The organism is Streptomyces sp. NPDC046859 (genome assembly GCF_040645135.1).
Classification (GTDB): domain Bacteria; phylum Actinomycetota; class Actinomycetes; order Streptomycetales; family Streptomycetaceae; genus Streptomyces.
In genome coordinates this window covers 46,870-65,793 of sequence record NZ_JBEYXR010000007.1, presented here as the reverse complement: position 1 = coordinate 65,793, position 18,924 = coordinate 46,870, and the positions used below count along the sequence as shown (strand labels likewise).

The window sequence follows — 18,924 nt, the reverse complement described above, 5'->3', positions numbered from 1 at the left end:
GGTCAGACAAAGTGGCAGCGGAGATCGTCAATCCTCGCAGCGGGGGCAATACCGATCAGGACGGAGGGGTCGAGCCCCTCGATTCCTTCGATCCGGCATTCGCCCTGCACCGCGGCGGCAAGATGGCCGTGCAGGCCACCGTGCCGGTCCGTGACAAGGACGACCTGTCCCTGGCGTACACGCCCGGCGTCGCGAAAGTGTGCAGCGCGATCGCCGAGCAGCCGGACCTCGTCAACGACTACACGTGGAAGTCGTCCGTCGTCGCCGTCGTGACCGACGGCACGGCCGTGCTGGGGCTCGGTGACATCGGCCCCGAAGCCTCCCTCCCGGTGATGGAGGGGAAGGCGATCCTTTTCAAGCAGTTCGGAGGCGTCGACGCGGTCCCGATCGCCCTCGACTGCACCGGCGTCGACGAGATCGTCGAGACCGTGGTGCGCCTCGCGCCGTCCTTCGGCGGGGTGAACCTGGAGGACATCTCGGCCCCCCGGTGCTTCGAGATCGAGCGCAAGCTGCAGGAGCGGCTCGACATCCCGATCTTCCACGACGACCAGCACGGCACGGCCGTCGTCACGCTGGCGGCGCTGCGCAACGCGGCGCGGCTGACCGGCAAGGGGCTCGCGGACCTGCGGGCCGTCATCTCCGGCGCCGGGGCCGCGGGCGTCGCCATCGCCCGGATGCTGGTCGAGGCCGGCATCGGTGATGTCGCGGTGGCCGACCGCAAGGGCGTCGTGTCGGCCGACCGGACCGACCTGACGGACGTCAAGCGGGAGCTGGCCGGGTTCACCAACAAGGCCGGCCTCACCGGGTCGCTGGAGTCGGCGCTGGCCGGCGCGGACGTCTTCATCGGCGTCTCCGGCGGCACGGTGCCCGAGGAGGCCGTCGCCTCCATGGCGGAGGGTTCGTTCGTGTTCGCCATGGCCAACCCGAACCCCGAGGTGCACCCGGACGTCGCGCACAAGTACGCGGCGGTCGTGGCCACCGGCCGGTCGGACTTCCCGAACCAGATCAACAACGTCCTGGCCTTCCCCGGCATCTTCGCCGGGGCGCTCCAGGTGCGGGCCTCCCGGATCACCGAGGGCATGAAGATCGCCGCCGCCGAGGCGCTCGCCGGTGTCGTCGGTGACGACCTCGCCGCCGACTACGTGATCCCGTCCCCGTTCGACGAGCGGGTGGCCCCCGCGGTCACCGCGGCCGTCGCCGCCGCCGCGCGGGCCGAGGGCGTCGCCCGCCGCTGACCCGCCCCAGGACGACCCCGCCCGGCTCCCCGGGCGGGGTCGTCCCCTTTGCGCCCACGCGCCGGTGGGTACCTTCTTTTCACCTGCCCGCCGGTGGGTGCCGTCTTTTTCACCTGCCCGCTCGCCCGTCCGGGTGGGCGGGGAGCGTGGGACCGGTGTGTCGCGCGGAGCGGCCCCGGGGCGCGGAAGGTCCGCCGGGATGTCCCGCGGCTTGGCAAGAGGGCGTGTCTCACAACGCCCCACCGTTCCGCCGGCCGGGCGCGGAGCTTATCGTCAAGGTCATGTTCGCTGTCTACGCCGCCCGAATCGACCGCGACCAGCCGCTCTCCGGCCTGGAGTTGGGGGACCGCCCGGCCCCCGAGGCCCGCCCCGGCTGGAGCACCATCGACGTCAGGGCCGCCTCCCTGAACCATCACGACCTCTGGTCCCTGCGGGGTGTGGGCCTCCCCGAGGAACGGCTGCCGATGATCCTCGGCTGCGACGCCGCGGGCGTCGACGAGGACGGCAACGAGGTCGTCCTGCACTCCGTCATCGGCCAGAGCGGGCACGGGGTCGGCCCCCGGGAGCCCCGCTCCATCCTCACCGAGCGGTACCAGGGCACCTTCGCCGAGCGGGTCGCCGTCCCGACGTGGAACGTCCTGCCCAAGCCCAAGGAGCTCTCCTTCGCGGAGGCCGCCTGCCTGCCCACCGCCTGGCTGACGGCGTACCGGATGCTGTTCACCAACGCCGGTGTGCGCCCCGGGGACTCGGTGCTGGTGCAGGGGGCCGGCGGCGGTGTCGCCACGGCCGCCATCGTCCTCGGCAAGGCGGCGGGGCTGCGGGTCTTCGCCACCAGCCGGGACGAGGCCAAGCGCAAGCGCGCCCTGGAGCTCGGCGCCGTGGAGGCCGTGGAGTCGGGGGCCCGGCTGCCGCAGCGGGTCGACGCCGTGATCGAGACCGTGGGCGCCGCCACCTGGTCGCATTCCGTGAAGTCGCTGAAGCCGGGCGGCACGCTGGTCATCTCCGGTGCCACCAGCGGCGACCGTCCCTCCCACGCCGAACTCACCCGGATCTTCTTCCTGGAGCTGAAGGTCGTCGGATCCACCATGGGCACGAAGGACGAGCTGGAGGACCTGCTGTCCTTCTGCGCCGCGACCGGGGTGCGCCCGGTGATCGACGAGGTGCTTCCGATGGACCGGGCCCGTGAGGGCTTCGAGCGGCTGGCGTCCGGCGAGCAGTTCGGGAAGATCGTGCTCACCAACTGACCGCACGGCGTCGCGTTGTGCACGGCGGGTCCGGACCTGACTCCGGGCCCGCCGTTCGCGTTCCGGCATGTCAACTGAGGTTGACATGCCGGCATCTGTCAACCAATATTGACAGCATGACCGAGGCAACGGATCTCGCCGAGCGGGCGGGAGATCGCGATCCACGTGTGGGCCTGCGGGCCGTCGCGGCACTGCGCCGGCTGCTGGAGCAACTGGAGGCGGTGCAGGTGCGCAGCGCGCGCAACCAAGGGTGGTCGTGGCAGGAGATCGCCGCGGAACTCGGGGTCAGCAGGCAGGCCGTGCACAAGAAGTACGGGAGGCGTTGATGTTCGAGCGGTTCACGAAGGACGCCCGCGCGGTGGTGACGGGCGCGGCGGAGCACGCCGAGCGGGACAAGGCGCCGGCCGTCGGGGCCGAGCATCTGCTGCTCGCGCTGCTCGACCGGGAGGGCAGCCGCGCGTCGTTCGCCCTGGCGGCGCTCGGCGGCGGGGAGTGGGTCGACTCCGTACGCCGGGCGCTCGGCGACGCCCGGCGGCGGGGCGGGCTGTCGCAGGCCGAGACCGAGGCGCTCGCCGGGCTCGGGATCGACGTCACGGAGATCGTCGCCCGGGTCGAGGAGGCGCACGGTGTCGGAGCGCTCGCCGGGGACCGCAGGAGCGGGACCGGGTGGTCCGGGCACCGCCCGTTCAGCAAGGAGGCCAAGGACGTGCTCACGCGGTCGCTGCGCGTGGCCGTCGCCCGGCGGGACCGGCACATCGGCGACGAGCATCTGCTGCTGGCCCTGATCGGCCGCCCCGGAGTGCCCGCCGAGGCCCTCGCCGACCACGGGGTGACCCATGCGTCCGTCACCCGGGTGCTGTACGGCGGCCCGGAGACCAAGGCGGGCTGAGGAGCCGCCACCGCTCCCGCGCGCGAGGCCGGGCGGTACGGCCGCCGTACCGCCCGGCTCCTTCAGGACTTGGGTGCGCGCAGCAGGGCCCCGATATGGGCCGCCGCCGTCGACAGGTGGCGGCGCACGTCCCGGAACTGATCCGGCGTCACGCCGTGGTCGCGGGCCGCGTCGCGGATGTCGTCGCGGAACCGGTCGAGCAGACGGTCCAGGTCGCGGACCGGATCCCCGGTGCCGGCCTCATGGGACCAGGAGGGCTCGTAGCCGGCCGGGAAGTCCTCCGGGGTCTCGGAGTACTCGGGAGTCCCGGAGTACTCGCGGGGCCGTGTGGAGTCGGCGGCGGGGGAGGGCCCGGCACGGTCGGCCCCCGGGGAGGAGGCGCCCTGACGGCCGAAGCCGAAGTCCCGGCCCAGCCCCTTGCCGTAGTCCTTGCCGAAGTCCCCGAACTCCTTGGCGAGTTCCGTCAGGCCCTCGCGCAGCCCCGTCGGCCAGTCGCCGCGCGCGAAGTGGTCCTGCACCTGCTCCTGGACCCGGCGGGCGATGCGCTGGACCTCCTCCTCGGCCTGGGCCCGGGCGCGGTCCTGGGCCTCCTTGGCCTGGCGCCGGGCGCGCTGGGCCTCCTCGCGGGCTCGACGGCTCTCGTCCTTGGCGCGGCGGGCCTGCTCCTTCCACTCCTGCTTGGCCCGGCGCATCTCCTCCTTGGCGGCCCGCCACGCCTCCTTGTCGGCGACGTCCGAGAAGTCGCCGAAGGAGGTCTCCGGCCGGGAGCCGCCCTTGCGGGCCTCGGACGCGGCGGCCCGCATCTCACGCCGCAGATCCCCGGCCGCCCCGCGCACATCGGCCTGCATCTCGGCGGCCAGCTCGGCGACGGACTCCCGGATCTCCAGCTCCAGATCGGCCAGTTCACCGCTGCGGTCGGCCAGTTCGGCGCGGCCCGCGTCCGTGATGGCGTAGACCTTGCGGCCGCCCTCGGTGGTGTGGGTGACCAGGCCCTCGGCCTCCAGCTTGGCCAGGCGCGGGTAGACGGTGCCGGCGGACGGCGCGTACAGCCCCTGGAAGCGCTCCTCCAGGAGGCGGATCACCTCGTAGCCGTGGCGGGGCGCCTCGTCCAGCAGCTTCAGCAGATACAGGCGGAGGCGGCCGTGGGCGAAGACGGGGGGCATGTCAGAGCACCTTCTTGTCGGTCGTGCCGTCGGCCGGGCGGGGTGGGGGGGTGTCGGACGGGACGCCGCCCGGGCCGGAGGGGGGATTGTCCCCCGCCCCGCCCGCGGGGCCGTCCACGGGGCCGGGCGCCGCACCCGGGGTGGAGCCCGGCTCCCCGCCGGTCCGTCCCTCCCAGGGCTCCTCCTCCCGTGGCGGGCGGCGCAGCAGGGCGATCGAACCGGAGACCGTCGTCGCCCGGAGCTTGCCGGTGCCGGCGCCCAGCCGTCCGGTGATCTTGTGGGCACCCCACTGGCCGTGCACCCGCAGGTCGTCGAAGGCGTTGGAGATGGTGCCGCTCGCCGTGTTGGCCTCGACGTCCGCGTCCGCCGGGGCGGGCAGCCGTATGGCGATCTCGCCGGAGACACTGGTCAGCCGGACGTCCGTCGGGCCCTCCGGGTCGAGGTCGACGATCATGGACCCGCTGACCGAGTCGGCCTTCACGGACGAGCCGGCCCCCTCGACGACCGTCAGATCGCCGGAGACCGAGTTGAAGCGCAGGTCGCCGGTGACGGCCTGCGCCTCCAGGTTCCCGGAGACGGTGTCCGCGCGGACCGGGCCGGACAGGCCGACGAGCGTGGTGTCGCCGGTGACGCCCTTGATCATGGACGGCCCCCGCAGCCCGGAGACGAACGCGCTCGCGCCGACCACGCCCACCTCGACGCGGGTGCCGGCCGGCACCGCCAGGGAGACCACCGCGCTGCGGCGCCAGCCCTTGCGGTCCAGCCACTTGAGGAACCCCTTCCAGGGCAGGTCCTCGTAGGCGACGGTCAGGGTGCCGCGCTGCTGGCTCACCACCAGGGGCGGGCCCTCCAGCTCGGAGACCTCCAGACGGGCGGAACCCTCCTCGGTGCCCACCACGTTCACCGTGCCGTTGACGATGCGGACGTGCAGGTCCCGCACCGGCTCGTCGAAGGTGAGTTTCCTGGGCTCCGTGACGGACCACTCGGGCATGGTGCGGACCTCCTGGCTGACCGGGCGCGGCGCACGGGCCGGACCTGAACACGACACGCCATATCGCGTCTTCTCCAAAACACGATATATCGCGGCCGGGGAAAGTCAAGGCACTCGTTCTGGTGATCACAAATCCCGCTGACCGGGCAAACCGGCCTAGCGTGGGGGCATGTCGACGGAACAGTCCCGGTCCGCCCGCGAGGCCCAGCCGGCCCCGGGCGCCCTGCTCCTGTGCCGGGCGGAACCCGATTCCGTCGCGCCCGTGGCCCGCCTGCTGCGCGAGGACATGCTGCTCGCGCCGGCCGGCGACGGGTGGAGCGTCCTCCTCCCCGAGGGCAGGCCCTGGCAGGAGGCCGGCGAGCCGGTCGACCGCGTCCTCTCCGGCTGGGCCCTCGCCCTCGCCGTAGGCGCCCCGTGGCCCGTGCTCGCCCTGTGGTGGGACACCGAACGCGCCGGGTACTCCCTCGCCTCGGGCTTCCGCCGCCCGGTCGGCTACGAGTGGCTCGCCAACGGCACCCCGGCGGGCGTGGAGGAGGCCATGCACACCTTCGCCGGGCGCCTCGGCCTCGACCCGGTGCTCGACGTGCAGTCCCTCGACGAACTGACCCGCCCCGACCCGGCGTCCGACGCGCGCGCCCGTCTGCGGGGCCTGCTCGCCGTCCTCCAGCGCGCGGGCGTGGACCTGCCCGGCGGCCTCGCTCCCGGCGACAGCGCGGAGCTGCTGCGTGCCGCCGCGCGCGAGGGGCCCCACACCCGCCTGGAGCAGGGCGTGAGCCGGTCCGAGGGCGGCGGGGCGGGCCGGCGCGGGACGCGGGAGGACCGTCCCGGCCCCTGGCCGGCCTGGGCCGCCGCACCGTGGGGCCGTGTGCTCTCCCTGGCCCAGATCGCGGCCGGTCTGCCCCTCACGGCCTGGGGCCTGCGCCGCCGCAGCGGCGGCTGGACGACGGCGGGCGCGCTGCTGCTGGCCCACGGCACGCTCGGCCTGGCCTGCGCGCCGGTCCGGCCGCTCGACTGAACGCCCGCGCCCTCAGCGGGGCACCGCCCCGGGGGCGCCGTCCCTGGTCAGATGTCGTCGTCCTGCTCGTCCAGCCGGGCCAGCCACGTCGCCAGCCGCTCCACCGGTACCTCGAAGTCGGGGTTCAGATCGACGAAGGTGCGCAGCTGCTCGGCCAGCCACTCGAAGGTGATCTCCTCCTCGCCACGCCGCTTCTCCAGCTCTTCGATGCCTCGGTCGGTGAAGTACATGCAGCGAGGATATGTCCTGTCCGCCACGGCTGCGTGCCGGGCCGGGGCCGCCCCCGGCCGGCTCCGTGACCCCGCCCCCCTCCCGGCAGTTCTCGGGACGGCGCGCGGTAGACCCACCCCGACGGAGACGGAACGACATGAGTACCCACTTCGAACCGGTCCCCCTCGTCGGCACGGGAGTCGACCCGGCCGCGGACATCGAGTTCTGGCTGGCCTCCCCGCCGGTGCGCGCGCTGGTCGAGGCGTTCGCCCGCACCGACCAGGACCACGAGCTGGCCCGCGACCTCGCGGCCGGGAAGGGCGACGCCGCGGAGCGGCTGGCCCGGCTCGACGTGTTCACCCGGCGCTGGGACACCCGGCGGGGCAGGGAGCGCAACCTGGCCGACGACCTGCCCGTGCGGCCCGAGCAGCAGCAGCTCGTACGGGCCGCGGCCGAGGCGCTCGGCCTGTGCGGCGGAACCCGCCTGCGCTACGGCCACTACGAGCACGTCCTGGTGCTGGGCGGCCTCATCCGGGCCTGCCTGGCACGCACGGCGTATGCCGCCCAACTGATCCGCACCGGGCGGGTGACGGCCGGCTCCGTCACCGCTCTCGGCGGCCACCGCCCTTTCCTGGGCGACGAGTTCGAGCTCGCGGCGCTCGCCGGGGCACCCGAACTCGGTGAGGAGTACGAGGCGCTGGACTTCGGCACACGCCGCGCCTTCGGCCTGCAGACGCCGGAGTCCGTGGCGGGTGAGCACTCCGAACTGCCCGGCGGCACCTGGGCCGTACGCACCTACCGCACGCCCGGCCGACTGCCCGTCCGGGTGGTCGCCGCCCCGTCGAGCGAGCCGGAGCGGCGCCGCGCGGACACCGCGGACAGCTACGCCTTCTTCGCCGAGCGGATCGCCGAACCGGTGCCCGGGGAGCGGCTGCTGCTGGTGACGACCGCGCTCCACGTCCCCGCCCAGCACGCCACCGCCGTACGGATGCTCCAGCTGCCCTTCGCCGTGGAGGTGGACACGGTCGGCATCGAACCGTCGCGGGCGCCGGAGCCGGCCCGGCGCCCGTCCGGCGCGACCTCGTACCTGCTGGAGATCCGGTCGACCGTACGGGCCCTGGCCCATCTCCTCGCCGCCCTGAGCTAGGAACGCCGGAAGGCCCGGCTCCGAGTCGGTGGGACGCGGAGCCGGGCCTTCCGGACGGGGCTCTCCTACGGAGATCCGCGGGATCAGGCCTCGAACACCTCACGCACCAGCTGCTCCTGCTCGGCCTGGTGCCGCTTGGCGGAACCGACGGCCGGGGACGAGGAGTGCGGACGCGAGATGCGGCGCAGGCGCTCGCCGTGCGGGACGTCGGCGCCGACCGCGAGGTCCAGGTGGTCGATCAGGTTGAGCGCGATGAACGGCCACGCACCCTGGTTCGCCGGCTCCTCCTGGGCCCACAGGTACTTCTCGGCGTTCGGGTACTTCTTGATCTCCGCCTGGAGCTCGGCACCCGGCAGCGGGTACAGGCGCTCGATACGGATGATCGCCGTGTCCGTGACGCCGCGCTTCTTCCGCTCGGCCTCCAGGTCGTAGTAGACCTTGCCGGCGCAGAAGACGACCTTCTTGACGGCGGCCGGGTCGACCGACGCGTCGCCGATGACCGGCCGGAACTGGCCGGTGGTGAACTCCTCCGCCTTCGACGCGGCGGCCTTCAGGCGCAGCATCGACTTCGGGGTGAAGACGACCAGCGGCTTGTGGTGCGGGTTGTGCACCTGCCACCGCAGGAGGTGGAAGTAGTTCGACGGCGACGTCGGCATGGCGACCGTCATGTTGTTCTGCGCGCACATCTGGAGGAAGCGCTCCGGGCGGGCCGAGGAGTGGTCCGGGCCCTGGCCTTCGTAGCCGTGCGGCAGGAGCAGGACGACGCCGGACGTCTGGGCCCACTTCTGCTCGGCCGAGGAGATGAACTCGTCCACGACCGTCTGGGCGCCGTTGACGAAGTCGCCGAACTGCGCCTCCCACATCACGAGCGCCTCGGGGCGGGCCAGCGAGTAGCCGTACTCGAAGCCCATCGCCGCGTACTCGGAGAGCAGGGAGTTGTAGACGTTCAGCCGCGCCTGGTCCTCGGAGAGGTACTGCAGCGGCGTGTACTCCTCGCCCGTCTCGCGGTCGATGATCACCGCGTGGCGCTGGCCGAAGGTGCCGCGCTGCGAGTCCTGGCCGGCCAGCCGGACCGGGACGCCCTCCAGCAGGAGGGAGCCGACCGCGAGGGTCTCGCCCATGCCCCAGTCGATGGTGCCGTCCTCGACCATCGACGCCCGGCGCTGGAGCTGCGGCAGCAGACGCGGGTGGACGGTGATGTGGTCGGGGATGTTGACCTGGGACTCGGCGATCCGCTTGACGACCTCCGTGGTCACCGCGGTGTTCACGGCGACCGGGAACTCGGCCTGCGGCTCCGAGGGCGCGACCGTCGACGGCTGCGAGGTGGCCTCGCGGACCTCCGTGAAGACCTTCTCCAGCTGGCCCTGGTAGTCCTGCAGGGCCTGCTCGGCCTCCTCCAGGGTGATGTCACCGCGACCGATCAGGGACTCGGTGTACAGCTTGCGCACCGAGCGCTTCTTGTCGATCAGGTCGTACATCAGCGGCTGGGTGAAGGCCGGGTTGTCCGACTCGTTGTGACCGCGGCGGCGGTAGCAGATGAGGTCGATCACGACGTCCTTGTTGAACGCCTGACGGAACTCGAAGGCGAGCCGCGCGACACGGACGACCGCCTCGGGGTCGTCGCCGTTCACGTGGAAGATCGGGGCCTCGATCATGCGGGCCACGTCCGTCGCGTACATGGAGGAGCGCGAGGACTCGGGGGCCGCGGTGAAGCCGACCTGGTTGTTGATGACCACGTGGACGGTGCCGCCGGTGCGGTAGCCGCGCAGCTGCGACATGTTCAGGGTCTCGGCCACGACACCCTGGCCCGCGAAGGCCGCGTCGCCGTGCAGGGCGATCGGCAGGACGGTGAAGTCCGTGCCGCCCTTGTTGATGATGTCCTGCTTGGCGCGGGCGACGCCCTCCAGGACCGGGTCGACCGCCTCCAGGTGCGAGGGGTTGGCGGTGAGCGAGACCTTGATCTGCTCGCCGTCCAGGCCGGTGAAGGTGCCCTCGGCGCCCAGGTGGTACTTCACGTCGCCGGAGCCGTGCATCGACTTCGGGTCGAGGTTGCCCTCGAACTCGCGGAAGATCTGCGCGTACGACTTGCCGACGATGTTGGCCAGGACGTTCAGCCGGCCGCGGTGGGCCATGCCGATGACGACCTCGTCCAGGCGGGACTCGGCCGCCGAGTCGATGACCGCGTCCAGCAGCGGGATGACGGACTCGCCGCCCTCCAGTGAGAAACGCTTCTGGCCGACGTACTTGGTCTGCAGGAAGGTCTCGAAGGCCTCCGCGGCGTTCAGCCGGCGCAGGATGCGCAGCTGCTCCTCGCGCTCCGGCTTGGTGTGCGGGCGCTCGATACGGTCCTGGATCCACTTGCGCTGCTTGGGGTCCTGGATGTGCATGAACTCGATGCCGGTGGTGCGGCAGTACGAGTCGCGCAGCACGCCGAGGATGTCGCGCAGCTTCATCAGGGACTTGCCGGAGAAGCCGCCGACGGCGAACTCGCGCTCCAGGTCCCACAGGGTGAGTCCGTGCTCGGTGATGTCGAGGTCGGGGTGCTTGCGCTGGCGGTACTCCAGCGGGTCGGTGTCGGCCATGACGTGGCCGCGGACCCGGTAGGAGTGGATCAGCTCGAAGACCCGGGCGGCCTTGGTGACGTCGTCGTCGTGGCTGGCGTCGATGTCCTTGAGCCAGCGGACCGGCTCGTAGGGGATGCGCAGGGCCTCGAAGATGTCGTCGTAGAAGCCGTTCTCGCCGAGCAGGAGGTTGGCGACCTGGCGCAGGAACTCGCCGGAGGCGGCGCCCTGGATGACCCGGTGGTCGTAGGTCGACGTGAGCGTCATGACCTTGGAGATGCCGAGCTTGTTCAGGGTGTCCTGCGAGGTGCCCTGGAACTCCGCCGGGTAGTCCATGGAGCCGACGCCCATGATCACCGACTGGCCGGGCATCAGACGCGGCACGGAGTGCACGGTGCCGAGGCCGCCGGGGTTGGTCAGGGAGACCGTGACGCCGGTGAAGTCGTCCATCGTCAGCTTGCCGTCGCGGGCGCGGCGGACGATGTCCTCGTAGGCCTGCCAGAACTCGAAGAAGTTCAGCGTCTCGGCCTTCTTGATCGCCGCGACGACGAGCTGGCGGTCGCCGTTGGGCTTGACCAGGTCGATGGCGAGGCCGAGGTTGACGTGGTCCGGCTTGACCAGGGTCGGCTTGCCGTCCTTCTCCGCGAAGGAGTGGTTCATCGACGGCATGGCCTTGATGGCCTGCACCATCGCGTAGCCGATCAGGTGCGTGAAGGAGATCTTCCCGCCCCGGGCCCGCTTGAGGTGGTTGTTGATGACGATGCGGTTGTCGAACAGCAGCTTCACCGGGACCGCGCGGACCGAGGTGGCGGTCGGCAGTTCCAGCGAGGCGTTCATGTTCTTCGCGACGGCGGCGGAGGGGCCGCGCAGCGTCACGAACTCGGGGCCGTCCGCGGAGGCGGCGGCGGGCTCGGCCTTCTTCGCCTGGGCGGGCTTCGCGGCCGGGGCGGGCTTCGCCGCCGGAGCAGCCGGAGCCGCCGGAGCGGCGGGCGCGGCGGCCTTGGCCGGAGCCGGCTTCTCGGCCGCAGCCGGCTTCTCGGCCGGGGCGGGCGCCGGGACCGGCGCGGCGGCGGGAGCGGTGGTCTCCGCGGCCCCCGCGGCCGCGGTACCCGCCGCAGCCGGGGCGGCGGCAGCCCCCGGCTTGTAGTCGGCGAAGAAGTCCCACCAGGCGCGGTCTACCGAATTCGGGTCCTGGAGGTACTGCTGATAGATCTCGTCGACGAGCCACTCATTGGCGCCGAACGCGGCAGCGGGGTTCTTGCCCGCTTGGTCCGCGTCGGTCGAGATGCTCGATGCGTTACTGGGGGACTGTGGCGACACGGCGAGAACCGCCCTCTTCCGCTTCACAAGGTGATGGACAGCGGGAATTAAGGCTACGCCTCCCCGGCCGGGAAGGTCAGGCCGGGCATGGGCAACGTCGTGTAAGTCACATCGGACAGCGTGTTTCGGGGTCAGAAATGGCGGGAAACAAGCGTGGTTCCGCTTCTGCGGCCCGCAAATGGGATGGCGCAGCCGTGACCTGACGCGGCTACGGCGCAGGTCTGTACCTGATCACACGCGTCTGTCAGGTACGACGTGTGTGGATCTTGACGCTCCGCTTCGAACTTTACGTCAACTTTGCACAGACGGCTGCCCTGGAAGTGTGACAAGAATCCGGCAACCGCGATCCGATTCGGCCACACCGATCCGGCCGCCGTGCAGATCCACCGCCCAGCGCGCGATCGCCAGCCCCAGTCCCGTGCCGCCGTCGCTGCCCGGCCCGTGCGGCCGGCTCACCGCGCCCCGGTTGAACCGCTCGAAGACCCGGTGCCAGTCCGAGCGCGGGATGCCCGGACCCTCGTCCAGGACCTCCAGCTCCAGCGACTCCGGGTACGGCCCGCGCCGCGCCTTGACCGTGACCCGGCCGTGCGGCGGGCTGTGCTTGATCGCGTTGTCGATGAGGTTGGCGACGACCTGGTGGATGCGCTCGGGGTCGGCGTGCGCGGTCAGCTCCGGCGGCGACACGTCGAGGTGCAGATGCACGTCGGTGCGGGTGTGGCTCCCGGAGCCCGAGGTCATGCCCGCGCGCGCGGAGGCGACCATGTTGGCCTCCTTCAGCACCCCGGACAGATAGGGCCACACCTCGAAGCGCCGCATCCGCAGCGGGACGACGCCGTTGTCCAGGCGGGACAGGTCGAGCAGCGTCTCCACGAGCCGTCCGAGGCGCTCGGTCTGCTTCAGCGCCGTGCGCATCGTCTCCGGGTCGGCCTCGGCGATCCCGTCGACCACGTTCTCCAGGACGGCCCGCAGACCCGCGATCGGGGTGCGCAGCTCGTGCGACACGTTCGCCACGAGCTCCTTGCGCTGCTGGTCCTGGGCCTCCAGCTCGTCGGCCATGAGGTTGATCGTCTCGGCCAGGTCACCCAGCTCGTCGCGCCGGCTCTCGCTGACCCGGCGCGTGTAGTCGCCCTGGGAGATCGACCGGGCCACCGTGTTCATCTCGTCCAGCGGCGCGGTGAGCGAATGCGCCACGAACTGCGTGATGAGCAGGGTGGCGATCATCGAGAAGACCGTGATGAAGCGCAGCTCCGTCTGGGTGCGCACCGCGATCATCGACAGTCCGGTGGTGATCAGGACCGCGATGACGACGAGTGCGCCCAGCTTGGTCTTGATCGAGAACGGGCGAACGCCGCCCCAGGGCTCCCCGGGGCCTCTCCGCGCGGCCGGACCGTCGCTCATGGCGCCGGCGTCTCCAGGGCGTAGCCCACGCCGTGCACGGTGCGGATGCGCTCGGCCCCGATCTTGCGCCGCAGGGCCTTGATGTGGCTGTCGACGGTCCGGGTGCCGGAGGCGTCCGCCCAGTCCCACACCTCGGCGAGCAGCTGCTCGCGCGAGAGGACCGCGCGCGGGGTGTTCGCCAGGCACACCAGCAGGTCGAACTCGGTCGGCGTGAGGTGCACGTCCTCGCTGCGCACACGCACGCGCCGCTGCGCGTGGTCGATCTCCAGCTCGCCGAGGCGCAGGATGCCCGAGCGCGGCGTGGTGGCCGCGAGGGCGGCGCGCTCGACGCGGCGCAGCAGCACGTGCACGCGTGCCGCCAGCTCCCGCATGGAGAACGGCTTGGTCATGTAGTCGTCGGCGCCGACGCCGAGCCCGACCAGCATGTCGGTCTCGTCGTCGCGCGCGGTCAGCATCATCACCGGCACCGGACGCTGGGCCTGGACCCGGCGGCAGACCTCCAGGCCGTCGAAGCCGGGCAGCATGATGTCGAGGATCAGCAGGTCGGGCTGCCAGGCCTCGGCCGTGTCGACGGCCGCCGGGCCGTCTCCCGCGGTCTGCACGAGGAATCCCTCGGCGCGCAGACGGGCCGCGATGGCGTCCACGATGGTCGGATCGTCCTCGACCACCAGGACCCGGCGCTGTGCGCCAGGGGTCGCCGCCGTGCCGTTGTGGGAGGTGTGTGTCTGCTCCATCGCCCGCCCCAAAGTTGCTTTCCGGAATCCGTGGGGTGATTCCGCCTACTGGCTGTGCCTGCGCATGCTTGCGATTGACGCTTGAATGATCCGCGTCAGGGAAGCAGAGTACGGGGAGTCACCGTGCCAGGGCTATCCAGGTCGGACGGCGAGGTGCACGACGTCCGGAACGCCCCGGGCAACGGGGATCTCTTCGGTACGCACCTGCTGGAATCCGGCATTGCGCAAGGTTTCTTCGAATTCCGGGGAGGGCTGCGCGGACCATACGGCCAGTACCCCACCCGGTGTCAACGCCCTTGCGCAGGCGGCCAGTCCGTCCGGTGAGTACAGGCTCTCGTTGTCCTCGGTGACGGTCCATCCGGGTCCGTTGTCGATATCGAGGCAGAGCGCGTCGTACGTGGCGGATGTCTCATACACATGGATGACGAGATCGGTCTCCAGGATCGACGTCCGCGGGTCGGTGAGCGCCGCCGCGGAAAGACCGGAGAGCGGTCCGCCGAGATGCCAGTCGATGATCGCGCGCTCCCGCTCCGCGACGGTGATCCGCCCTGGCCGCGGATCGGCCGCGGCGTGTGCGAGCGAGAACCCGACGCCGAGCCCGCCGATCAGGATGTGCGGCCGTGAGCGGTCGCCCAGCGCGTCGAGCGCCGCGTCGACCAGCAGTCGCTCGGAGCGGCCGTCGGAGGTGTCCATCAGGAAGCAGCCGTTGGCGATGATCTGGAGCAGGTCGCCGTGCCGCCGCAGCACCACCTCCCCGTGGAGGCCTTCGCGACGGTCCAGGACCACAGGGGTGTCGTACGAAGTGGGCACCGGGCCATCCTGCCAGGTGGGAGGGGCGCCGCGGAGCCGGTCGATCGCTGTCAGCGAACGCGTCACAGGCCCGGGAACAATCACGCCCCGTCAAGCATTGAGTCGGCGTAACTCAACTTGACTGCCTAAGGGGAGATCATGGCTTCGACGTCCACATCGCTCACCCTGCCCGTGCTGCCGCTCGACGACGAGGTCGTGCTGCCCGGGATGGTGGTCCCGCTGGACTTGAACGACACCGACGTGCGCGCCGCCGTGGAGGCCGCCCAGGCCGCCGCGCGGTCCACGCCCGGCAAGCCCCGGGTACTGCTGGTTCCGCGCATCGACGGCACCTACGCGAGCACCGGGGTGCTCGGCACCGTCGAGCAGGTCGGCCGGCTGGCCGACGGTGATCCCGGTGCCCTGATCCGCGGCCGGGGCCGCGTGCGCATCGGCGCGGGCACCACCGGGCCGGGTGCGGCGCTGTGGGTCGAGGGCACGCCGATCGACCAGAGCGTGCCCGAGCCGCTGCCCGGACAGGTGGCGGAGCTGGTGAAGGAGTACAAGGCCCTCGCCACCGCCTGGCTGCGCAAGCGCGGCGCCTGGCAGGTCGTGGACCGTGTGCAGGCCATCGACGACGTCTCGCAGCTCGCCGACAACTCCGGGTACTCGCCCTTCCTGACCACCGAGCAGAAGGTCGAGCTGCTGGAGACCGCCGACCCGGTGGCCCGGCTGAAGCTCGCCACGCAGCAGCTGCGCGACCACCTCGCCGAGCAGGACGTGGCCGAGACCATCGCCAAGGACGTCCAGGAGGGCGTCGACAAGCAGCAGCGCGAGTTCCTGCTGCGCCGCCAGCTGGAGGCCGTCCGCAAGGAGCTGCGCGAGCTGAACGGCGAGCAGGAGGGTGAGGAGTCCGACGACTACCGCGCCCGCGTCGAGGCGGCCGACCTGCCGGAGAAGGTCCGCGAGGCCGCCCTCAAGGAGGTCGACAAGCTGGAGCGCTCGAGCGACCAGTCGCCCGAGGGCTCCTGGATCCGCACCTGGCTGGACACCGTCCTGGAGCTGCCGTGGAACGAGCGCACCGAGGACGCCTACGACATCCAGGGCGCCAAGGACGTGCTCGACGCCGAGCACGCTGGCCTGGAGGACGTGAAGGAGCGGATCACCGAGTACCTGGCGGTGCGCAAGCGCCGCACCGACCGGGGGCTGGGCGTCGTGGGCGGCCGGCGCGGCGGTGCCGTGCTGGCGCTCGTCGGCCCGCCCGGCGTCGGCAAGACCTCGCTGGGTGAGTCCGTCGCCCACGCGATGGGCCGCAAGTTCGTGCGCGTCGCCCTCGGCGGTGTGCGCGACGAGGCCGAGATCCGCGGTCACCGCCGTACCTACGTCGGGGCGCTGCCCGGCCGGATCGTGCGGGCGATCAAGGAGGCCGGGTCGATGAACCCGGTGGTCCTGCTCGACGAGATCGACAAGGTCGGCTCCGACTTCCGCGGCGACCCGGCCGCGGCCCTCCTGGAGGTCCTGGACCCGGCGCAGAACCACACCTTCCGCGACCACTACCTGGAGGTCGAGCTCGACCTGTCCGACGTGGTGTTCCTGGCCACCGCCAACGTCCTGGAGGCCATCCCGGAGGCCCTGCTCGACCGTATGGAGCTGGTCCGCCTCGACGGCTACACCGAGGACGAGAAGGTCGTCATCGCACGCGACCACCTGCTCCCGCGCCAGCTGGAGCGGGCGGGACTGAACGCGGACGAGGTCACCATCGACGAGGGCGCGCTGCGCAAGCTCGCCGGCGAGTACACCCGCGAGGCGGGCGTGCGCACCCTGGAGCGGTCCATCGCGCGGCTGCTGCGCAAGGTGGCGGCCCAGCACGAACTGGGCGAGCGCAAGCTGCCGTTCACCGTCGCCGAGGACGAGCTGCGCGGGCTGATCGGCCGGCCGCACCACGTGCCCGAGTCGGCCCAGGACCCGGCCGAGCGCCGTACGGCGGTGCCGGGCGTGGCGACCGGCCTCGCGGTGACCGGCGCGGGCGGTGACGTCCTGTTCGTCGAGGCGTCGCTGGCCGACCCGGAGACGGGCGCGGCGGGCCTGACGCTGACCGGCCAGCTGGGTGACGTGATGAAGGAGAGCGCGCAGATCGCCCTGTCCTTCCTGCGCTCGCACGGCGCCGAGCTGGAGCTGCCCGTCGCCGACCTCAAGGACCGGGGCGTGCACATCCACTTCCCGGCGGGCGCGGTGCCCAAGGACGGCCCGAGCGCGGGCGTCACGATGACGACGGCGCTGGCCTCGCTGCTGTCCGGCCGGCTGGTCCGCACGGACGTGGCGATGACCGGTGAGGTCTCGCTGACCGGCCGGGTGCTGCCGATCGGCGGCGTGAAGCAGAAGCTGCTCGCCGCGCACCGCGCGGGGGTCACGACCGTGATCATCCCCAAGCGCAACGAGCCCGACCTGGACGACGTCCCGGCCGAGGTGCTGGACAAGCTCGACGTCCACGCCGTGACCGACGTCCGCCAGGTCCTGGAACTGGCCCTGTCGCCGGCCACCAGCGACGCGGCCCGGGAGGTTCCGGCGGCGGCGTGACGGACGCCGCCGGACAGGGCAGGGCCCGGGTCCCCTTCGGGGGACCCGGGCCTTCGCCGTGCGGGGGAGGTCAGCCGTTGGCCAGGGCCACGACGCGGTCGAGGGCGCCGTTGAACCGGTTGTGGTCGCCGACGGTCGGGCCGGTCGACGTGTACTGCCACATCGTGTAGTAGCTCCAGCCGGCCGGCAGCTCGCCCACGGCTGTCGCGTACCGGGCGATCCACAGCGGGTTGGCCGTGGCGAAGGCGCCGGAGTTGCCGGTGCACTGCTTCCACCAGCTGGTCGCCGTGTAGATGACGGCGTCGCGGCCGGTGCGGGCCTTGTAGCGGTTCACGAAGTCGCGGATCCAGGTGACCATCGCGCTCGCGGACTTGCCGTAGCAGGCGTCGCCGTACGGGTTCCACTCGATGTCGAGGACGCCGGGCAGGGTGCGGCCGTCACGGGACCAGCCGCCGCCGTGGTCGACGAAGTAGTCGGCCTGGGTCGCCCCATTGGTGGTGTCCGGCGTCGCGAAGTGGTAGGCGCCGCGGATCATGCCCACGTTGTAGGAGCCGTTGTACTGCTGGGCGAAGTAGGGGTTGGTGTAGTACGTCCCCTCGGTGGCCTTGACGTAGGCCCACTTGACCCCGCTGGACCACAGGGTCGACCAGGCGACGTTGCCCTGGTGGCTGGAGACGTCCACGCCCTCCGTCTGGGTGGCCAGGGTGCCGGCGGGGGCGCCGTCGGCGCCGTCGTGGGACACGACGCCGATGCCCATGTACGCGGAGCCGCGCGGCGGGGTGCCGGTGCCGCCGTCCCTCGCGGACGACGGCTGGGCGGCCAGGACGAGCAGGGCCAGGGCGAGCGCGAGGGTGAGCAGGAGTCCGGTCGGATAGAGGCTGTGGGGGTGGCGCTGTTCGGGTCTGTGCACGGGCATAGCGTGCCTCCGAAGGCTCGGTGACGCATGGTGGGGAACGCGCACGGGTGTGGCGTGAGCATGTCAGCGATGCTCCGCCGTACGACGCTAGGCAGCCGAATGACCTGGTGGAAGGGGCCCTGGCGGCTGCCGTTGGTCTAAGCCTGCGAAATACTGACGGAGCTGCGGCGATGACGCCGATTGGCGGAAACTTTCACGGCCGGGAAAACGAGTCAGGGGCTGACGTGCACGAAGACGGCAACGGCGACGCGACGGCGCCCGGACCCGGGGCCTCCCGCGGTGGCATGGACCAGCCCGAGTTCCTGGACCTGGAACGCGAGTTGACGGTTCTCTTCCGGCGGGCCCGCGCCAAGCAGGGCGAGATGGCCCGCGAGGTGCACCCGGACCTGGAGTCGGCGGCGTACGGACTGCTGGTCCGTCTGGACGAGTCCGGACGGCAGCGCGCCACCGAACTCGCCGCGTACATCGGCGTCGGCAAGGCCACCATGTCGCGCCAGCTGCGCGCCCTGGAGGACCTCGGGCTGGTCGCCCGCGAGCCGGACCCGGCGGACGGCCGGGCCTGGCTGGTGCACCTCACCGAGGAGGGGCGCCGCCGGGTCGCCAAGGTGCGCGAGGCCCGCCGGGCGCGCTACGTCGCGCAGCTCTCCCACTGGGAGCGCGAGGAAGTGGCCGAGCTGGCCCGGCTGCTGAACCAGCTGAACCGCGGCACCGAGAAGTAGGCACCCCGGCGGCCCGCCC

Annotated in this window: 16 protein-coding genes; 8 read left to right on the top strand and 8 right to left on the bottom strand. The window is 72.0% G+C overall.

Translation table 11 applies throughout. The features are described 5' to 3' along the window. Positions 1 to 11 precede the first annotated feature (11 nt). From ABZ899_RS12595 to ABZ899_RS12580, 4 genes are all read left to right on the top strand, one after another. Positions 12 to 1,235, top strand: a complete 1,224-nt coding sequence (locus ABZ899_RS12595; protein ID WP_361344745.1) for an NADP-dependent malic enzyme — start codon at positions 12 to 14, stop codon at positions 1,233 to 1,235. A gap of 281 nt (positions 1,236 to 1,516) precedes the next feature. Beyond that, positions 1,517 to 2,479 (top strand): zinc-binding dehydrogenase, encoded by a 963-nt coding sequence (locus ABZ899_RS12590; RefSeq protein WP_361344743.1) that lies wholly within the window; start codon positions 1,517 to 1,519, stop codon positions 2,477 to 2,479. Positions 2,480 to 2,595: 116 nt separating this feature from the next. After that, positions 2,596 to 2,805 (top strand): HTH domain-containing protein, encoded by a 210-nt coding sequence (locus ABZ899_RS12585; protein WP_003997975.1) that lies wholly within the window; start codon positions 2,596 to 2,598, stop codon positions 2,803 to 2,805. Beyond that, positions 2,805 to 3,368, top strand: a complete 564-nt coding sequence (locus ABZ899_RS12580; protein ID WP_361344741.1) for a Clp protease N-terminal domain-containing protein — start codon at positions 2,805 to 2,807, stop codon at positions 3,366 to 3,368. The genes ABZ899_RS12585 and ABZ899_RS12580 overlap by 1 nt, the downstream gene beginning before the upstream one ends. Before the next feature lie 62 nt (positions 3,369 to 3,430). On the opposite strand, the gene ABZ899_RS12575 is transcribed toward ABZ899_RS12580, so the two are convergent. Next, positions 3,431 to 4,531 (bottom strand): helix-turn-helix transcriptional regulator, encoded by a 1,101-nt coding sequence (locus ABZ899_RS12575; protein ID WP_361344739.1) that lies wholly within the window; start codon positions 4,529 to 4,531, stop codon positions 3,431 to 3,433. Position 4,532: 1 nt separating this feature from the next. Continuing rightward, on the bottom strand, positions 4,533 to 5,522 hold the full coding sequence (locus ABZ899_RS12570; RefSeq protein WP_361344738.1) for a hypothetical protein: 990 nt from the start codon (positions 5,520 to 5,522) through the stop codon (positions 4,533 to 4,535). 169 nt (positions 5,523 to 5,691) lie between these two features. Here ABZ899_RS12570 and ABZ899_RS12565 point away from each other — a divergent pair, with 169 nt between their 5' ends. After that, positions 5,692 to 6,537, top strand: coding sequence for a hypothetical protein (locus tag ABZ899_RS12565; RefSeq protein WP_361344736.1), 846 nt, complete (start codon positions 5,692 to 5,694; stop codon positions 6,535 to 6,537). 47 nt (positions 6,538 to 6,584) lie between these two features. Here ABZ899_RS12565 and ABZ899_RS12560 read toward each other — a convergent pair whose 3' ends face one another. Next, on the bottom strand, positions 6,585 to 6,767 hold the full coding sequence (locus ABZ899_RS12560) for a DUF6104 family protein (protein WP_361344734.1): 183 nt from the start codon (positions 6,765 to 6,767) through the stop codon (positions 6,585 to 6,587). A 137-nt stretch (positions 6,768 to 6,904) separates the two neighbouring features. On the opposite strand from ABZ899_RS12560, the gene ABZ899_RS12555 reads away from it, so the two are divergent. Beyond that, positions 6,905 to 7,894 carry a hypothetical protein gene (locus tag ABZ899_RS12555; protein WP_361344732.1) on the top strand — a complete coding sequence of 330 codons (990 nt, stop codon included), beginning with the start codon at positions 6,905 to 6,907 and terminating at the stop codon, positions 7,892 to 7,894. Between the two features lie 83 nt (positions 7,895 to 7,977). On the opposite strand, the gene ABZ899_RS12550 is transcribed toward ABZ899_RS12555, so the two are convergent. The 4 genes from ABZ899_RS12550 to ABZ899_RS12535 form a co-directional block, all read right to left on the bottom strand. After that, a complete protein-coding gene (locus ABZ899_RS12550; RefSeq protein WP_361344730.1) occupies positions 7,978 to 11,775 on the bottom strand; it encodes a multifunctional oxoglutarate decarboxylase/oxoglutarate dehydrogenase thiamine pyrophosphate-binding subunit/dihydrolipoyllysine-residue succinyltransferase subunit in 3,798 nt (1,265 codons plus the stop codon). Between the two features lie 291 nt (positions 11,776 to 12,066). Then, positions 12,067 to 13,173, bottom strand: coding sequence for an ATP-binding protein (locus tag ABZ899_RS12545; RefSeq protein ID WP_361344728.1), 1,107 nt, complete (start codon positions 13,171 to 13,173; stop codon positions 12,067 to 12,069). Further along, the gene (locus ABZ899_RS12540) at positions 13,170 to 13,907 is read right to left on the bottom strand and encodes a response regulator transcription factor (protein ID WP_361344726.1); all 738 of its coding nucleotides are present in this window, start codon (positions 13,905 to 13,907) and stop codon (positions 13,170 to 13,172) included. The genes ABZ899_RS12545 and ABZ899_RS12540 overlap by 4 nt, the downstream gene beginning before the upstream one ends. Positions 13,908 to 14,039: 132 nt before the next feature. After that, positions 14,040 to 14,717: a spermidine synthase gene (locus ABZ899_RS12535; protein WP_361345223.1), complete on the bottom strand. Its 678-nt coding sequence runs from the start codon at positions 14,715 to 14,717 to the stop codon at positions 14,040 to 14,042. Between the two features lie 138 nt (positions 14,718 to 14,855). On the opposite strand from ABZ899_RS12535, the gene lon reads away from it, so the two are divergent. Beyond that, positions 14,856 to 17,270 carry an endopeptidase La gene (gene lon, locus ABZ899_RS12530; RefSeq protein WP_361344724.1) on the top strand — a complete coding sequence of 805 codons (2,415 nt, stop codon included), beginning with the start codon at positions 14,856 to 14,858 and terminating at the stop codon, positions 17,268 to 17,270. A 70-nt stretch (positions 17,271 to 17,340) separates the two neighbouring features. On the opposite strand, the gene ABZ899_RS12525 is transcribed toward lon, so the two are convergent. Next, positions 17,341 to 18,186: a lysozyme gene (locus ABZ899_RS12525; RefSeq protein ID WP_361344723.1), complete on the bottom strand. Its 846-nt coding sequence runs from the start codon at positions 18,184 to 18,186 to the stop codon at positions 17,341 to 17,343. A gap of 284 nt (positions 18,187 to 18,470) precedes the next feature. Between ABZ899_RS12525 and ABZ899_RS12520 the strand changes: the two genes are divergently transcribed. Beyond that, the gene (locus tag ABZ899_RS12520) at positions 18,471 to 18,905 is read left to right on the top strand and encodes a MarR family transcriptional regulator (protein WP_361345221.1); all 435 of its coding nucleotides are present in this window, start codon (positions 18,471 to 18,473) and stop codon (positions 18,903 to 18,905) included. Positions 18,906 to 18,924: the final 19 nt, after the last annotated feature.